Origin of the sequence: Methylomonas defluvii, from assembly GCF_033949435.1 — a bacterium.
Classification (GTDB): Bacteria; Pseudomonadota; Gammaproteobacteria; order Methylococcales; family Methylomonadaceae; genus Methylomonas; species Methylomonas defluvii.
Map to the genome: position 1 here is coordinate 20794 of NZ_JAXARY010000006.1, position 18069 is coordinate 38862.

Consider the following 18069-nt stretch of genomic DNA (forward strand, 5'->3'; position numbering starts at 1 on the left):
ATCATTGCTGAATGAATAAAGCGATGGAATTTTGCTGACTTGGAACAGAGTATCTTACGGCCTTATTCTTAAACTTACCCCGGATTACAACCATGAGAAAATTGGTTTTTAGTACACTACTGGCCGCCATCACCCAACTTAGCTACGCCAAGCCTCCAGAAGCCCGCTCCCTGCCGCTGGAGCAGATCAGTATCGAACACATCGACCTTCAAGGCCAGGTCCGAACCTGGAAACTGAATAAGGTATGTATCGACCAGCAAGCCTACCTACTGCTGATGAAAGGTTTGACCGAACCGATCAGTATCTCGCCGTCCTTCAAAGACGGGAAACCGGAGCAATGCCGAGTCGCAGACTAAAGCCGGAAACGCTCACGATTATTCCAGCCGATGGTTTTATCGGGGTGGTTTTCTTCGCGTATGCCGTGCCAAGCATCGGAGCTTTTGAACGAGCCAATCGGCAAGATAGCCGACTTGCATGCGTAGGACCCAAAGTTTTGTAGGGCGCATTAGCGATAGCGTCATGCGCCGAATGATTGAAAGCCAACATACGGCGCAATACGGCTACGCCTATTGACGCCCTACGAATTGCGCCTCACGACCTTACCGTGAAATCAGGATGGTTTTCTTCCCGCATGCCGCGCCGAGCACCGGAGCTTTTGAACGGATTAGCCCGCAGGGGCGCCGCAGGGATGCGGCGCGTTGCCGAAGGGGCAGGAAGCCCCTTTCGGCAACCCCGTTCAAAAGCGAGGCGCGCAGGGAATAAGCGGCATCCGGGTGGCCTTTTCTTTGGATACTTTCTTTTGGCCAAACAAAAGAAAGTATCTCGGCTGTCGGGCCGAGACCCGACATTAAAACAAGCCGTCGCGATAGCGACACATCCCCCCCAATCACCGCGTGGGCAAAAAAAGCCGTGCCCAGCCTAAGCGGCTAGTTATTAGTCACTGATTTCTTTAACCAAGCTTTCAAGTTGCCGTAAGGCTTCAGGTAATGTTTCTAAAATCGTAACTAGGTACGTACCTCCCAAGGCATGGACAAGGACAGAAACTGTCTCGTCTCCGTTTTCAACTATCGAAACCCGCTGAACGTCCTTATGGCGAATGTAAGACTCTTCTGCTTTTTTGTCCGATGGATACTCACGGACATTCACCCAACCACGAATTGATTTACCCACGCTTGATCCCCTTAGTTTGCTATGCCCAACATTACGGTAGAGGTGGCTACGCCTAGAAAGCTTAAACGAAGCCGCCGAACCTTGACAAAAAACGGACGTTAAAACCGCCAAGGCGGCACTTCCCTTCGACCAAATTCTTAGGCCGGGTAACAATCCCGCCGACACTTTACGTGGCAAAGGATTAAAACAAAATGCACTTAAACTACCTTTGCCAAATGATTGTTGCGACACCTATACATACTGCTATTGCGGTACCCCAAAGCCATTGCCAATGATGAAAGTAAAAAGAAACCAAGGAGCGAAAAATTTTAGCCGACCAATGAAACTCTTTTTTTGTTTCATGCAAGACCGTCATGCCTCCAATGGAGTCAGGCTCATCTGGGTTAACAGGAATATCTTTGCCTGCATACCACTTACGCAATCGCTTCAACATAAACATACCTGAATTATTTCATTACTAAAGTGGGACGCCGAGAAATGAAACATGACTTTACCCCGTGTCATCGAGCAACTCACATCACCAACCTCGGCACCGCCGCCAACAACCTCTGCGTATAAGCATGCTCCGGCGCCCCACAAACCTTCGCAGTTAAACCTTCTTCTACAATCTTCCCCTTATACATCACCACCGTCCGATCACTGAGATACTCCACCACCCCAATATTGTGCGTGATGAATAACAAGGTCAGATTCCGCCGCCGCCGAATGTCGAGCAGCAATTGCAGAATTTCCGCCTGTACCGACACATCCAGCGCGCTGGTAATTTCGTCGCACACCACAAACTCCGGATTCAAAGCCAAGGCCCGCGCCAAACCGATGCGTTGCCGTTGGCCGCCGGAAAACTCGTGCGGGTAACGCCACAGCGATTCGCGGCTAAGTTGCATGTCTTCCAACAATTGCCCGGCCAGCTCGATACGCTGTTCTTGATTGGCGCCAATGCCATGCACCTTCATGGGTTCGGTCAAGGTGGTTTCCACCAGCAAACGCGGGTTGAGCGAGGATTGCGGGTCTTGAAAGGCAATCTGCATCCTGCGCCGCAGCGGCCGCAGTTCGCGCGCGGACAGGCCGGTAAGTTCCTGGCCGTCGATGCGGATACTGCCGGCAGTGGGCAATTCCAGTTGCAACACTGCCCGGCCCAAGGTGGTTTTGCCACAGCCGGATTCACCGACCAAAGCGACGATTTCGCCGCGCGGAATATCCAGCGATACTTCATCCACGGCTTTAACATAATCGACGGTTTGCCGGAACAAACCTTTTTTGATGGGGAACCAGACTTTCAAATCACGGATTTGCAGCAAGGGCTGCTCATCTGCACTTGGCGGCGCTCCGGGCGTAGGGACCAACGAAACAGGCTGCTTAGACTTTCCACGTAACCCGGCGCGCGTCAGCACCGACAGCAGTTTTTTATCGCTGTCACTCAGGCTTTCGTCGTCGGCTGGGTCGGGGTCTTCGGCTTGCGCAGGCTCGACCACCGGCTTGGCCAGATTCTCCGGCACCGCCGCCAGCAATTGTTGGGTATAGGGATGCTGAGGATGACGCAATACCGACTGACATGTGCCGACTTCCACCAGTTTGCCTTGCTGCATCACACCTACCCAATGCGCCATCTGTGCCACGACGCCGAAATCGTGGGTGATGAACAACATGCTCATGCCGGTGTCGTCCTGAAGTTTGCGCATCAGGCGTAAAATCTCAGCTTGCACGGTCACATCCAGCGCGGTGGTCGGCTCGTCAGCGATCAGCAATTGCGGCTGGCAGGCCAGCGCCATCGCGATCATCACCCGTTGGCGTTGACCGCCGGAGAGTTGGTGCGGGTAGTCGGCAAAACGGCTGGAGGCATTGGGGATTTGCACCTGTTCCAAGGCCTTGATGGTGCGTTCCATGGCTTCGGCATCGTCCATATCGGCATGATGCAATTGCAGCGCTTCCGTGATTTGCTCGCCTACGCTCATGACCGGATTTAAGGAAGTCATTGGCTCCTGGAAAATCATGGCGATTTGTAAACCGCGCACCGCACGGATGCCGGGATCGTCCAGGGTTAGCAAGTCCTGCCCGTTCAGCAAAATCTCGCCGCTGGGATGCGAAGCCACACCGTCCGGCAATAAGCGAATCACCGATAAGGCGCTGACCGACTTGCCGCTACCGGATTCGCCGACCAGGCAAAAGGTTTCGCCTTTGGGGATGCTGAAACTGATGTCGTCCACCGCCCGCACTTCGCCGCCGCCGGACCTTAAATAAGTGCGCAGATTGCGGACTTCCAGCAAGACTTGGCTCATGATTTGACCCCGGCCTTGTCAGACAAGCGCGGGTCAATCGCGTCCCGAAACGCTTCGCCGATCAGGTTGTAGGCAAACACCGTCATGAAGATAGAGCCGCCGGGAAACACCGCCATCCACCAGTTAAACGTGGAGGATTTGACGGCCTGATCCAGCATCGCCCCCCAGGATGGCGCATCGATCACGCCCAAGCCCAAAAAGCTTAAGGTCGCTTCCGACAGAATCGCCCCGGCCACGCCAAAACTAACGGCCACCAATAAGGGCGCGACGCCGTTGGGCAGCATGTGGCGGAACAAAATCGAGCTTAAGGGCAATCCGCTGGCTACCGCCGCCTGCACATAATCCTGCTTGCGCAGCTTCAGAAATTCCTGGCGCACGTAACGCGCGTAGCCGGACCAGCCGGTGACGCCGATGATCACCATCATCATGTACAGACTGCGGCCGAAGAAAGCCACGAAAGTCAGCAGCAGAAACAGCGTCGGAATGTCTTCAAAAATCTCCACTAGGCGCATGCCCAACATATCGACGATACCGGAGAAATAGCCCATCAAGCCGCCAACCACGATACCAATAGCCAAGGCGATGCCGGAGGCAATCAGGCCGATGCTCAAGGAAATGCGGCAGGCATGGATCATCCGGCTTAACACGTCGGCACCGTTTTCTTCGGTGCCCATCAAATGGGTATGACCTTCCGTAGCGAACGGCGCTTCCAGGCCTTTGCTGCCCAAATCCCGCAGGTAATCGACGGGGGCATAGGGAACGGGCGGCATGATTTTCCAGTCCACTTGCGTGTAAGCGGCACTGCGGAAATCGTCGTAAATTACCAGTGCCGGCGGTTTGACGAGGCTATTCACCAGCACGGCAGCCAGGGCGCTGCCCAGCAAAAATAGCAAAATCTGTTTACCGCCGTCGATGTTAAGCCGGAACACCAGTAGGGCGATGAAAAAACTAGCCAGGATCCAAGCGTCTTCTACCGACAAATATTCCAGCACAGGCGCGGAAATCACGCCGTCCTTGCTCATCAGCAAGGGCATGGAGTTGGCCAGAAACGGCGCGAACACCGCACAGAACACTAACAGCGCCACCCAGCCCAAGCCAAATTTGACACCGACGCTGGCCAGCGTTTTGCGCCAGATACGCGCAGAAAAAGATTCGCGACTGATCACCGGCTTAGTCATAACTCACCCTTGGATCGGCCAGGGTGTAACAGAAATCAGCGATCAAGTAACCAATCAAGGTCAGAAAACCGCTGATCCAGGTAATCGAGAGCACCAACTCCCGGTCGCGGCCTTTCACCGCTTCCACCGCCAATTGCCCCATACCGTTGATGCTGAAAATATTTTCGACGATCAAGGAGCCGGCCAGCAAACTGGGTAACAAGCCAGCGGAGACGGTAATCAAAGGCAGCAGGCTGTTGCGAAATACGTGTTTCCACAGCACATCGTTCTCCGCAAGGCCCTTGGCGCGCGCGGTGCGGGCGTAATCGGCATGCAGATTTTCCAGAATCGAGGTGCGGGTGAGTTTGGTCAGCGCGGCAAAACCGCCGTAGGACAAACAGATCACCGGCAAAATCAAATGCCAGACTCTGTCCAACAAGAAACCTCTTACAAAACCGCCCTCGTCCCAATGCGGCAGGAAGGGCATATCCTGCGCTTCTCGACTACTGATGCCGGCTGTGGGAAACCATTGAAAATATTGGACGTTGGCAAAAAATCCCAACAGCAAGACGCCAGCCAACATGGTCGGAATCGACCACAAGGCCAACATTGACATGCCGGCGCCCAAGTCGAAAGCGCTGCCACGTTGGGTCGCGGCCTTCATGCCGACCATGATGGCGATGATATAGGTGAACGGCAGGGTGACCAGATTGAGTAGCAAGGTAATCGGGATGCGTTCGGCCAAAATGTCCGATACCGGCCGGCCGTATTGAAAACTGGTGCCCAGATCCATGCCCTTGCTGAAGGAAAACTCGCCTCGCTGGCCTTGGGTGTCGGTGACAAAGCCAATCGGCGAGACATTATTCAACCAGCGCAGATACTGCACCGGGGCCGGCTGATCCAAACCATAGCGTTTGTTGTAATAGTCCAGCAAAGCCTGTTTTTCCTGTGGCTTCATGTCCATGCCGCCGATCAAAGTCTGGGCGCTGATGCCGCCCGGCGACATGGCCATCACGCTAAACACCAGCACGGTAATCCCCAGCAAGGTGGGGATCATCAACAGCAAGCGCCGCAACAGATAGGTCAACATCGGCGAATCCTTGGCCTATTGGCTGTATTTTTGCTGCGCCAGCGGCACGTAATTTTCCAGCGGCAAGGAGCCGAAGTTCAAGCCCAGCTTGGTCATTTGCAGATTGTGGATGCGTTTGTCCACAAACAGCAGACTCTTGCGGCGCATCAGAAAGGTATAGGGTTGGTCTTCGTAAAGAATATGTTCGGCCTGCTGCCAGAGCGGCATGCGTTTGCTTTCATCGACGGTACGACGGGCATCGTCGATCAATTTATCCAAAGCCGGATTGTTGTAGCTGACGTAGTTATCGCCCTTGCTGACGGCTTGTGAGCTATGGAACATCTGGTACAAATCGGTTTCGATACCGCTGGTCCAACCCAGGGTGATGGCATCGAAGTCTTTTTTGTCCAGATTTTCCAGCATCACCGGCCACTCTTGCGGCGTGGGAATCAACTTGACGCCGGCGCGGGCGTACAAGTCTTTCAGCAACAGCACCATGCGTTTGGTATCTTCGTTGGCTTGAAAGTAGGTCAGTTTAAATTCAAAGGGCGCACCGGCCTTATCTTCCAATACGCCGTCGCCATTTTTATCCTGATAACCGGCGTCTTTTAGCAAGGCTTTGGCTTTATCCAAATCCGCTTGATACGGCTGCAAGGCCACATCATGCTGCTTGCTGGTTTTACTGAACGGACTGACCGCAGGCTCGGCGTAATCCAACATCACATCCTTTATTACCCGGCTGACGTCGGTCAGGTAAGTCATGGCTTGGCGCACGCGCTTGTCGGCAAAACGGGTTGGCTTGCCGCCGCGCTCTTGGTTCCAGCCAATGTAGCTGTAACCCACCACCGGAGGCATGTATTCGAAGTTTTGGCTCTTGGCCTGGATTTGCGGGTCTTTTTTTAATTCCTGATATTCGACGGGTCTAGCCGAATAGGAATCGATGTCGCCATTGCGGAAAGTGGTTAAGCGGGCGCTATCGTTTTGGATGATCTTCCAGAGAATCCGATGGTAGGACGGCTGCACATCTCCCCAGTAACGTTCGTTGCGTACCAGCTCAACATTGCCTTTGTCAGGCGTCCAGTTTTTCGGATCATTTAATCGGTAAGGACCACTGCCCAATAACAAACCTTTGGACTCGTTGAATTTTTGCGGCTCTTTTAAATACGGCTCGTAAAAATGCTTGGGCAGGATGCCGATGCTACCGGCCAAAGACAACGCTTCGAAATACGGCTCTTTGAAGGTAAACACCACTTCGTATTTGCCATTCGCTTTGACGCTCTTGATTTTTTCCAGATACGCCCTTTCCCGCGGCGCCTGGATCGCGTCAGTCATGATGAAATTGAAACTGAATACCACATCATTGGCGGTTAAGGGGTTGCCGTCGGAAAAACTGACGTCTTCGCGCATCCGGAAAGTAATCACCAAACCGTCCTCGCTAATCGTCCAGTCCTTGGCGACCAGGCCCTCCCATTCCAGGGTGTCGGGGTTGCGGGTGATCAGGCCCTCCAACACATAGCTTTGCACATTGGATGCATAAGCATCACTGGACACCAGCGGCGTGATGGTTTTTAGGTTGGTCCCAAAGGCTTCCACGCTCCAGTCGCCCTGGGCGTAATCCGGCATACGACTCGCAGCATGCGCGCGTTGAAATGCTTGAGAAACCTCACTGCTCGCGGTGGCGTTAGCGGGCGAGTTGGCGGCGGCAATCGCCCCGGAGGCAAATGCCCCGCGCAGTTCGCGCATATCCTTGGCTTGCTCGGACAGCGCGGTTTGCATTTCAGTCAATTTCAGCCATTGCCGGTCGATTTGATACATGGCCAATATGATCAGCACAATGGTCAAGCTGAGCAGCGAATAGAGAATCCAGTCTCGGGTAGTGGATGGTGTTTGCATGTGTCCAGTGTTTCGCAGAAATTAAACAGAAACGTCAGCGACGCTTTTACAAATGGTCAAAACCACGCGAATCGGTCTGAGAGCGGCCGAAAACGCTGTCTTGGCAAAATCGTCAGGTGTCCTTACTTTTTAAGCCGGTGACTGGTCGCAGCACTAGCCACCGGGGTACATCTTTTATAGCAAATTGGCAATCGGCGCCTCGGGGTTGACGTCGGCATCGTAGTCCACGCCGTCAACCTCGAAACCAAACAACTTGAGAAACTCGTGTTTGTAACCGGCGAAATCGCTCAACTCATTGATGTTGTCGTTATTGATCTGCGCCCACAAGGCGTTGACCTTATCTTGTACTTGCGGTTGCAGTTCTTTTAAATCAGCGCGCAGGCGACCGGTATCGTCAAGGATAGGAGTGGCGCCGTACAGACTGTCGCGGAACAAGCCGTTGACCTGTTCGATACAGCCTTCGTGTGTACCCTCAGCCTTCATGGTTTTGAATAGCAAGGCCAGATATAAGGGCATGACCGGAATCGCCGCACTGGCTTGGGTAACCACGGCTTTTAGTACCGACACCCTAGCGTCGCCACCCAAAGTAGCTAATTTGCTGCGGATATCGATGACACGTTTGTCCAAATCTTTTTTGGCTGCGCCGATGGTGCCGTCCCAATAAATATCCCAAGTAATTTTTTCGCCCAGATAGGTATAAGCCGTCGTTTTAGCACCTTCCGCTAAGACGTCGGCATCGGCTAATTCATCGATCCACATTTGCCAGTCTTCACCACCCATCACGGCGACGGTGTTGTCGATTTCTTCTTGGGTCGCAGCCGGCAAGGTAAAGGATTTGATGATTTCTTTGTCGGTATCAATACCGTTTTGTACCAAATCTTTGCCGATTGGTTTTAGCGTGGAGTTGTGGGTGATGCCGGTTTTGGGATTGGTCCGGCGCGGGGCTGCCAAGCTGTAAATAACCAGATCGACTTTGCCCAAATCCTGCTTGATGGCGTCTATGGTTTTTTGTTTGATCTCGTCGGAAAACGCATCCCCGTTGATACTTTTGGCGTACAGGCCTTCGGCTTCGGCAAATTTATGAAACGCTGCGGAATTGTACCAACCTGGGGTGCCTGGCTTATCGGCAGTCCCTTCGCGCTCAAAAAACACACCCAGCGTTTTCGCGCCTGAACCAAACGCCGAGACAATCCGCGAGGCCAAGCCATAACCGGTGGAAGCGCCCAGAATCAGCACATTTTTGGGGCCGTTGGGAATAGCGCCGAAACTTTTGACGTAGTCGATTTGCTGTTTGACATTGGCTTCGCAGCCGACTGGGTGGGTGGTAACGCACATAAATCCGCGTACGCGAGGTTTGATAATCATGTTGATCCTTAAATCAAGCTATTAAAAATTAAGACGAGTGTCGCTTTCGCAGCGATGTTTGTTACAAATTTTAAAGTTTATCCCATGATATGGCTGAACAGGAAAATAATATCGATGGTATCCGAAGCGAAAAATCGCCCTATTCGGCTATCCGCGACTATGTTAATAAACGTCAGCCTAAAAGCCAATGCGGGTTGAACGCTGGTAGCTATTCACGCACCGGGCAACGGTTATAGCGGGATGCCCCGAAGTCTTTGCCTAGAATCCGCAACAACATCCTCTTTGCTAAGCAGCTAACCGCTTAATCAAGCAAAAAAAAGGGAGCGCTAAGCTCCCTTTTTGCAGGTCCACCTAACGGTTTACTGTTTTTGCGTATTGATAACGATCTCGGCTTTAGTCTGCAACGCATTCAATACGGCTTCCATCTGCGCCTTACCAAAGGCGGCCGAGATGTTTTTGGCAATCAAGGCCTGTTTGCTCTTGTCGCTATCCGACATGACACCCTCATGTACACTGTTGACACTAACCACCAATTTACCACCCTTGGCTTCGTCGATTACTGCCACGCTAGGCTGACCGGCCTTTGGTTTGGCTGTTCTAAAAATCTCTTGAGTAACAGCCGCCGGCAATTCGCTGGCAGTGCGTGTCAAGCCATTGATTTTTTTGGTCTGCAAATGCAGCGCTTCGGCGATTTGCGCGAGCGTTTTGCCGCCCGTCAATTCCTGCTTAACTTTATCGGCAGTGGCGACGGCCTGTTGTTTTGCTTTCTCTTGCTGAATCGCGGCAATGACCTCAGCCTTAACTTCCTTGAGCTCTCTGCTGGCGGCAGGTTGATGCGATAACATACGCAACACCACGACTTTGTCGCCGCCAATTTCCAGCGGCTCGCTGTTGCTGCCTTTTAACACATCTTCGGAAAACGCAGCCGCCCGAACTTTTTCATCGGCAGCGATACCTTCACCCGCGGTGCGAGTAAACGCTTCGGTCTTGCTGGTCGCTCCACCCAACAGTTGAGCAACCGCCGCTAAACTATCAGGATTTTCATAACTGACTTCGGCAACTTTCTCGGCCAAGGTGTTAAATTTGGCTTCGGCCTGGGCTTTTTGATAAGCCTTGCTGACTTCGGCTTTTACCGCTTCGTAAGGCTTTACGTCGCCCGGTATCAATTCGGTGACTTTAATTAAATGATAACCAAAAGCCGATTTAACGGGCTCGGAGACTTCGCCCAGTTTTAAGCTGCTTGCGGCATCTTCAAAGGCTTTCTCCATCACGTCGACATTAAATAAACCCAGGTCGCCGCCATTTTTAGCGGTTAATTTATCGTCGGACACTTCGGCGGCTAAGGCAGCGAAATCCTTGTTTTTCAAATCTTGTTTGGCTTTCAGGGCTTTTTGCAACGCTAAATCGTCAGCCGTTTTATCCTTGCTGAACGCGAACAAAATATGGCTGATTTTTCTGCGCTCTTTCGTGGTGAATTGGACTTTTTGTTCTTCGTAGTAAGCCTTTAACTGCTCTTCGGTGGGGCTAATATCTGCGGCCAATTTATCCAATGATAATTCAACGTATTCGATAGCCACCTGCTCGGGAGTCTGATACGAGTCCTGGTGCTGCTGATAATAAGCGGTAATTTCCTCTTCGCCAGGCTGTTGACTGACAGCCGTTAACGGCACGGTCAAATATTCCACATCGCGGGTTTGGTTCTGGATTTTAAAGAAGTTGTTGATTTCCGCCTGCGTGACAAAGCTGCTATCTACCACGGCTCTTTGGAATTGCTCCATCACCAAAGCTTTTTTGATGCGATTGACGAACTCGGCGGAAGACATGCCTTGCGAACCGAGCATGGTTTGGTATTGCGTCTTATCAAACTTTCCGTCTTTTTGAAAATACTCGAGAGTTTGAATGAAGTCCCTGGCCGTCTCATCGCTAACCAACAGGTTTTGATCCTGAACGTATTGCAACAACACCTCGTCGCGAACCAGCTTTTGCAAAGCCTGTTTTTTTATCGTCTCTTCGTCGAATTTCATGCCTGCCAGATTTTGCGCATATTGCTGATAGGCCTGACTGACATCCCGCTGAAAAAACTCCTTGTCTCCCACAGACACCACCGGGGCCTCTTTACCGCCGCCAAGGTAGTTTTGGATGCCCCACAATCCGAAAAGCACACAAATCAAAATCAATATGATTGATGCAAACAGACCGTGCACCTTTTCTCTAATCTCTAAAAGCATAAACGCTGTCCTTAAACAGTATTAAACCCGAATGCTTCAGGCCATAAAATTAACAGGCAAAAAAAAACCTCGGACCATACGGCCCGAGGTTTCTGTTTTGGCGGAGCGGACGGGGCTCGAACCCGCGACCCCCGGCGTGACAGGCCGGTATTCTAACCAACTGAACTACCGCTCCAAAGTCTGGTGGGTGCTGAGGGGTTCGAACCCCCGACCCTCGCCTTGTAAGGGCGATGCTCTCCCAGCTGAGCTAAGCACCCGACTAAAGAGCGGCTAGTTTACAGCATCTTTTAAAGATTTGCCAGCTTTAAATGAAGGAATTTTCGCGGCTTTAATGGTGATCTCTTCACCGGTCTGCGGATTGCGGCCTTTACGCTCAGCTCTTTCTTTAACATCGAATGTGCCGAAGCCAACCAAGGCAACGGAATCGCCCTGTTTCAAAGCATCTTCTACTGCTTTGATAAAACCATCTAAAGCCCGCCCTGCATCAGCTTTAGTTAACTGGGACGCACTGGCGATTGCATCGATAAGTTCCGATTTATTCATTTATTTCCCCTTAGGATGTCGTTGTATTAATTATGCTCAGCAAACAAATGTTTGGATTTGTCCACTAACCGGTTTTCCACCAACCCGATTTACAGCCTCTCCTGGTGCGAGAGGTCGACATTTATATCAATCGCCTGCAAGCGATGTCAAGCACAGAAGTCCGCGGAAGCCACGACGCTGATGGTTTCCGCCGACCCGACTCGACTTTTAATGAGCAACAACACCCGGCTTTTTTACCTCTGCTTTGCTGGTAGCTGTTTCAGTTATTTCTGCCACCGGGATTGCAGCAATGGGGGTGGGCATATGCTGTAGAGCCAACTCCAACACTTCATCTATCCAACGGACACACTTAATCGCCAAATTACGTTTGATATTTTCCGGGATCTCGGCGAGGTCCTTTTCGTTTTCCGCCGGAATCACCACTGTCGCAATGCCGCCGCGATGCGCAGCCAACAATTTCTCTTTCAGTCCGCCAATCGGTAGCACTTCACCGCGCAGGGTAATCTCTCCGGTCATCGCCACATCAGCACGCACTGGAATTTTGGTCAAAGCGGAGATAATGGCGGTACACATGCCAATACCGGCACTAGGCCCGTCTTTTGGGGTCGCACCCTCAGGAACGTGAATGTGAATATCATTTTTTTGGAACACATCGCTGTCGATTCCCAAGATATTAGCTCGACTCCTGACCACCGTGACCGCCGCTTCAATCGACTCCTTCATCACATCGCCGAGCTTACCGGTCGTTTGCTGTTTGCCCTTACCCGGCATTACCGCAGTTTCAATCGTCAACAACTCACCGCCGACCTCAGTCCATGCCAAACCGGTTACTTGACCAATTTGATCGCTGTCTTCGGCCATGCCATAGCTAAAGCGTCTGACGCCTAGATACTTGTCCAGTGTTTTCTCGGTAACCGAGGTTCGACTTTTGCGGGATTTCAACAACAGGTCTTTCACGACTTTCCGGCAAATTTTCGAAATTTCCCGTTCCAGTCCGCGCACACCCGCTTCCCGCGTGTAGTACCTGATAATATCCTTGACCGCTGCTTCGGAGATGGAAATTTCCGACTCTGCCAGACCGTTGTTTTTGATCTGCTTCGGAATCAAAAAGCGCAGGGCGATGTTGATTTTTTCATCTTCCGTATAACCAGCCAAACGGATTATTTCCATCCTGTCCATCAAGGCGGGCGGGATATTCATCGTATTCGCGGTAGCCACAAACATCACGTCGGATAGATCGAAATCGACTTCCAGATAATGATCCGAGAAAGTATGGTTTTGCTCCGGATCAAGGACTTCCAACAGCGCCGAAGCCGGATCGCCGCGAAAATCTGCCGCCATTTTGTCGATCTCGTCCAGCAAGAACATGGGATTCCGGGTTTTGACTTTCGACAGATTTTGCAGAATTTTACCGGGCATAGAGCCTATGTAGGTACGCCTATGTCCGCGAATTTCCGCTTCGTCTCTTACCCCGCCTAACGCCATCCGCACGTACTTGCGATTGGTGGCCCGTGCAATCGACTGGCCGAGAGAGGTTTTACCAACCCCCGGAGGACCGACCAAACACAGAATAGGCCCTTTCAACGCTTTAACACGTTGCTGCACGGCGAGATATTCAAGTATCCGCTCTTTAACCTTATCTAGGCCGTAATGTTCGGCTTCCAATACCTCTTCCGCGAGTTTTAAATCGTGCCGCACCTTGGTTTTCTTTTTCCAAGGCACGTTGACCATCCAGTCTATGTAATTACGCACCACCGTGGCTTCGGCTGACATCGGCGACATCATTTTCAGTTTATTCAGCTCGGCCGTCGCCTTGGTTTTCGCTTCGGCGGACATGCCGGCCGCGGCAATTTTTCTTTCCAGTTCTTCGATCTCGTTGCTGGCTTCGTCCATCTCGCCCAGCTCTTTTTGAATAGCTTTCATTTGCTCATTCAAATAATATTCGCGCTGATTTTTTTCCATCTGCTTTTTAACGCGGCCGCGAATTTTCTTTTCCATCTCCAGAATATCGACTTCACCTTCCATCAAGGTCATCAAATTTTCCAGACGTTTAGCCACATCGACCATTTCCAGCATCAGCTGTTTTTCTTCAACTTTTAAAGCCATATGCGCCGCCATCGTATCGGCCAGGCGGCTTGGGTCGTCAATGCCGGCCAGGGAATTAAGCACTTCGGGCGGAATTTTATTATTCAATTTCACATACTGATCAAACGAATTAATCGCCGTGCGCTGCAAAACCTCCGCTTCCTGTTCGGAAATATTTAATTCGTCACTCAACTCGACGACGCTGGCCGCGCAATAATTATCAACTTCTTGGTATTTTGTTACGGAGCAGCGCTGACTGCCTTCAACCAATACTTTCACCGTACCGTCCGGCAATTTCAACAGTTGTAGGATGTTGGCCAAGGTCCCGACCCTGTATAAGTCATCAAAACCCGGTTCATCGACATCGGCCTGTTTCTGGGCAATCAGCAACACTTGTTTGTCTTGTTTTATGGCGGCATCAAGGGCATCAATAGACATACCTCTACCGACAAACAATGGAATCACCATATGCGGATAGACCACCACGTCCCGTAACGGCAAGACAGGAATTAATTCATCTTTGGTTTTTAACTCGGTCATTTCATTTGCTCCCTTGAGCAGCTCAAAACATTAGATGTCATCCTATATGAGGATGAACTCCCAGAAAACAAGTATCTTTAATTTCAGGCAAAAAAAAGGGGGCTTTATTGAAAAAGCCCCCTTTTTTGGTTATTTCTTCGCGAGAGCGCGAGAAACGTTCAAAGCCCCTTATCTAAGAAGCGTCCGAAGCCACCAGCTTTTGCTCTGCTTCGTAAACCAAAATTGGCTCCGAATTACCCAAAATGACGTTTTCGTCGATGACAACTTTCGATATTTTGTCGTTGGAAGGCAGTTCGTACATCGTATCCAACAACACATTCTCGACAATTGTTCGCAAACCTCTGGCACCGGTTTTTCGTTCCATCGATTTGCGGGCAATCGCCGCTAACGAATCATCTCTAAACTCCAGCTCCGCACCTTCCATTCCAAACAAATGCTTGTACTGCTTGATCAAAGCATTTTTAGGCTGTGTCAGAATTTGAATCAACGCGGCTTCATCCAACTCGTCCAGCGTAGCGATAACCGGCAGACGACCAACAAACTCCGGAATCAAACCATATTTGATCAAATCCTCGGAGCGCACATCGGCAAAAATCTCGCCGACATTGCGTTTATCGTCCTTGGTTTTAACTTCCGCCGAAAAACCGATGCCACCCTTCTCGGTACGATGTTTGATGACCTTATCCAAACCGGCAAAAGCCCCACCCACGATAAACAAGATATTGGCAGTGTTGACCTGCAAAAAATCCTGCTGTGGATGCTTGCGACCGCCTTGTGGCGGGACAGAAGCGACAGTGCCTTCGATAAGCTTCAGCAAGGCCTGCTGCACTCCTTCCCCGGAAACGTCGCGAGTAATCGACGGATTATCGGATTTGCGAGAGATTTTATCGATTTCGTCGATATAGACGATCCCGGTCTCCGCTTTTTCCACGTCGTAATCGCACTTTTGCAGAATCTTTAAAATGATGTTCTCAACATCTTCACCGACATAACCAGCCTCGGTCAGCGTGGTGGCATCTGCTATGGTGAACGGCACATCCAGCAATCTGGCCAATGTTTCGGCTAACAAGGTTTTACCGGAACCCGTGGGCCCAATCAGCAAGATATTACTTTTCGCCAACTCGACTTCGTTCTTTTTGCTGTTGCTGCGCAAGCGCTTGTAATGATTGTAAACAGCCACGGCCAGAATTTTTTTGGCATTTTCCTGACCGATGACATAACCATCCAATTCTTGCTTGATTTCCTTCGGCTTAGGCAACGCACCACCGGCCACGGACATTTCATCTTCCAGCAACTCATCTCTGATGATGTCGTTGCACAATTCCACACATTCGTCGCAAACATAAACGGATGGACCTGCAATCAGTTTCCTGACTTCATTTTGACTTTTACCGCAAAAAGAACAGTAAAGAAGTTTTTCATCGTCTTTACCTTTCTTGTCTCTACTCATAGACAGACTCCACCGTGATACATTACCTCGTCATGGCGATGAAATATATCAAAAACCAACATTCAAATCACGTCGCAGTCTTGACGAAGCGACGCGACACTTATCAGGCAATACGACTAGTCAATACTTTGTCGATCAAACCGTAATCAACCGCTTGCTGAGAACTCAGAAAGTTATCTCGATCCGTATCTTGCTGAATTTTTTCCAAGGGTTGCCCGGTATGATGGGCCAAGATTTTATTCAAACGCTCACGAATAGCCAAAATCTCCCGGGCATGAATATCAAAATCCGAGGCTTGGCCTTGAAACCCCCCCAAAGGCTGATGAATCATCACTCTGGAATGAGGCAAACAATAGCGCTTACCCTGCGCACCACCCGCTAACAGCAGCGCCCCCATACTGGCGGCCTGACCGATACACATGGTGCTGACATCCGGCTTGATAAATTGCATGGTATCGTAAATCGACATCCCTGCTGTCACTGAGCCACCGGGAGAGTTGATATACAAATGTATATCCTTATCCGGATTCTCGGACTCCAGGAACAGCAATTGCGCTACCACCAGATTAGCCGAGTAATCCTCCACTTGACCAACTAGAAAAATTACCCGCTCTTTCAGCAAACGGGAATAAATATCGAACGATCTTTCCCCACGGGCTGTTTGTTCAACCACTATAGGCACTAGACCGCCCGCCGCTTGCGGCGCCATCATTTCGCTCATCACATTTTGGTTAAACACGTTTAGCCCTCATTCGTTACTGTTTTTCCATGACATCATCAAAACCAACTGTTACGTCGGTGATTTTAGCCTGACTGACAATCCATGCAACAGCTTGGTCCTCTAAGACCATCTGCTGCACATCATTTAGCCAGGCCTTGTCGGCATAATACCAGTTCACAACGTCTTCAGGGCGCTCATAACTCTTCGCCATATCATCAATGACCGCACGCACTTTATCGGCATCGACCTTGATGTCATTCTTTTGGATGATTTCACCCAGAATCAAACCCAAGGCCACTCGACGCTTGGCCTGAGCTTCAAATGCATCCCTAGGCAAGTTCAAGTCTTCCAATTTCAGACGCATGTTTTTCGCGCGTTCGGCATAAGGCTTCATCAACGCTTGAATTTCTTGATCGACCAATGCGTTAGGCATCGTTATCACGATGTTCTCGTATAACGCATCCATCACCGCATTTTTTAACTTGTTTTTCAGACCTTGGTTCAGCTCTCTTTCCATGTTAGCCCGCACATCGCTACGGAAACTGGCCGCATCACCGTCTTCAACGCCATAAGCCTTGATAAATTCCGCATCGACGACAGGTAAAACCGGCTCTTCTACTTTAACCAATTCGATCTCAAATTCGGCCACTTTGCCGGCTAATTTTTCACTGTTGTATTGCTCTGGAAATGTCACAGAAAAGGTTTTGCTCGCACCGGCGACCAAGCCTTTCAATTCGTCTTCAAAACCGGGAATCATTTGTTTGCCGCCGATTTCCACCTGGTAATTTTCGACTTTACCATCGGTAAAATTCTCGCCGTCGGCCACGCCGGAGAAATGAATGGTTACGCGGTCAGCATCCTGCGAAGCGCGCTCGACCGTATTCCAGGTTTTCTTTTGCTGACGCAGTTTTTCGATCATGTTATCGACATCAGCCTCTTCCACAGTTGCTGAGGGGCGATCCACTTTCAATGCGCTAACGCCGTCCAGAACGATCTCCGGATAAACTTCGAACTCGGCGATATATTCAAAACCTTCGGCTTTCTCGGTAGGATGGATATGCGGATGACCGGCGGGGTTTAAATCCTGTTGTTGCAACGCTTCAAAATAAGTCGATTGAATCAAGTCACCGGTTACTTCGTTTCTCACTCTATCGGCGTACAACTTTTTTACCATACTCGCGGGCACCTTACCCGGACGGAATCCGTCCACTTTGACTTCGCGCGCGAGTTTTTTAAAGCGAGTTTCCATTTTCTCCTGAACCACGGCATCAGGAATGCTAACAGTCATTTTTCGGCTTAACTCTGATGTCTTCTCGACAGAAACTTGCATTGCATTACCTCAAAAAATTAAAAATACGGTTTTATATTTTGGGAGACCGGCCGGCGATGTTTAGATCTGGGGAACTTAAGGTCGTATCGTTACGAATAACGCAGGATATGGTGCGAGCGGGGAGACTCGAACTCCCACGGGGTTACCACTGGAACCTAAATCCAGCGCGTCTACCAATTTCGCCACGCTCGCTAAATAATTGAACGCGGCATTATAATCAGCCGCATCTTTAAAGACAACCT

General features: G+C 50.7%; 13 protein-coding genes and 3 tRNA genes. 1 reads left to right on the forward strand and 15 read right to left on the reverse strand.

Going from position 1 to position 18069, the window contains the following annotated elements:
• Positions 1–92: 92 nt before the first annotated feature.
• A complete protein-coding gene (locus QLH52_RS07955; RefSeq protein ID WP_319961178.1) occupies positions 93–356 on the forward strand; it encodes a hypothetical protein in 264 nt (87 codons plus the stop codon).
• Between the two features lie 577 nt (positions 357–933).
• On the opposite strand, the gene QLH52_RS07960 is transcribed toward QLH52_RS07955, so the two are convergent.
• The 15 genes from QLH52_RS07960 to QLH52_RS08030 all read right to left on the reverse strand — a co-directional run bounded on the left by QLH52_RS07960 (position 934) and on the right by QLH52_RS08030 (position 18019).
• A complete protein-coding gene (locus QLH52_RS07960; protein ID WP_319961179.1) occupies positions 934–1401 on the reverse strand; it encodes a hypothetical protein in 468 nt (155 codons plus the stop codon).
• Positions 1402–1682: 281 nt separating this feature from the next.
• On the reverse strand, positions 1683–3446 hold the full coding sequence (locus tag QLH52_RS07965) for an ABC transporter ATP-binding protein (RefSeq protein WP_319961180.1): 1764 nt from the start codon (positions 3444–3446) through the stop codon (positions 1683–1685).
• On the reverse strand, positions 3443–4624 hold the full coding sequence (locus QLH52_RS07970; RefSeq protein WP_319961181.1) for an ABC transporter permease: 1182 nt from the start codon (positions 4622–4624) through the stop codon (positions 3443–3445). The genes QLH52_RS07965 and QLH52_RS07970 overlap by 4 nt, the downstream gene beginning before the upstream one ends.
• Complete coding sequence (locus QLH52_RS07975) at positions 4617–5693, reverse strand: ABC transporter permease (protein WP_319961182.1); 1077 nt, start codon at positions 5691–5693, stop codon at positions 4617–4619. The genes QLH52_RS07970 and QLH52_RS07975 overlap by 8 nt, the downstream gene beginning before the upstream one ends.
• 15 nt (positions 5694–5708) lie before the next feature.
• Positions 5709–7565, reverse strand: coding sequence for a peptide-binding protein (locus tag QLH52_RS07980; protein ID WP_319961183.1), 1857 nt, complete (start codon positions 7563–7565; stop codon positions 5709–5711).
• Positions 7566–7739: 174 nt separating this feature from the next.
• A complete protein-coding gene (fabV, locus tag QLH52_RS07985; protein ID WP_319961184.1) occupies positions 7740–8930 on the reverse strand; it encodes an enoyl-ACP reductase FabV in 1191 nt (396 codons plus the stop codon).
• Positions 8931–9289: 359 nt separating this feature from the next.
• Positions 9290–11158, reverse strand: coding sequence for a SurA N-terminal domain-containing protein (locus QLH52_RS07990; protein ID WP_319961185.1), 1869 nt, complete (start codon positions 11156–11158; stop codon positions 9290–9292).
• A 98-nt stretch (positions 11159–11256) separates the two neighbouring features.
• Positions 11257–11333: transfer RNA gene (locus QLH52_RS07995), tRNA-Asp, on the reverse strand.
• A 6-nt stretch (positions 11334–11339) separates the two neighbouring features.
• Positions 11340–11415 (reverse strand) — tRNA-Val (locus tag QLH52_RS08000).
• Positions 11416–11428: 13 nt separating this feature from the next.
• Positions 11429–11701, reverse strand: a complete 273-nt coding sequence (locus QLH52_RS08005) for an HU family DNA-binding protein (protein ID WP_020482925.1) — start codon at positions 11699–11701, stop codon at positions 11429–11431.
• A 207-nt stretch (positions 11702–11908) separates the two neighbouring features.
• Positions 11909–14326: an endopeptidase La gene (lon, locus tag QLH52_RS08010; protein ID WP_319961186.1), complete on the reverse strand. Its 2418-nt coding sequence runs from the start codon at positions 14324–14326 to the stop codon at positions 11909–11911.
• 172 nt (positions 14327–14498) lie between these two features.
• Complete coding sequence (clpX, locus tag QLH52_RS08015; RefSeq protein WP_033158881.1) at positions 14499–15776, reverse strand: ATP-dependent Clp protease ATP-binding subunit ClpX; 1278 nt, start codon at positions 15774–15776, stop codon at positions 14499–14501.
• Positions 15777–15879: 103 nt separating this feature from the next.
• Entirely contained in the window at positions 15880–16485 is a 606-nt protein-coding gene (clpP, locus tag QLH52_RS08020) for an ATP-dependent Clp endopeptidase proteolytic subunit ClpP (protein WP_171697797.1), read from the reverse strand.
• A 46-nt stretch (positions 16486–16531) separates the two neighbouring features.
• Entirely contained in the window at positions 16532–17827 is a 1296-nt protein-coding gene (gene tig / locus QLH52_RS08025) for a trigger factor (RefSeq protein WP_319961187.1), read from the reverse strand.
• 108 nt (positions 17828–17935) lie between these two features.
• Positions 17936–18019: transfer RNA gene (locus QLH52_RS08030), tRNA-Leu, on the reverse strand.
• Between the last annotated feature and the right edge of the window lie 50 nt (positions 18020–18069).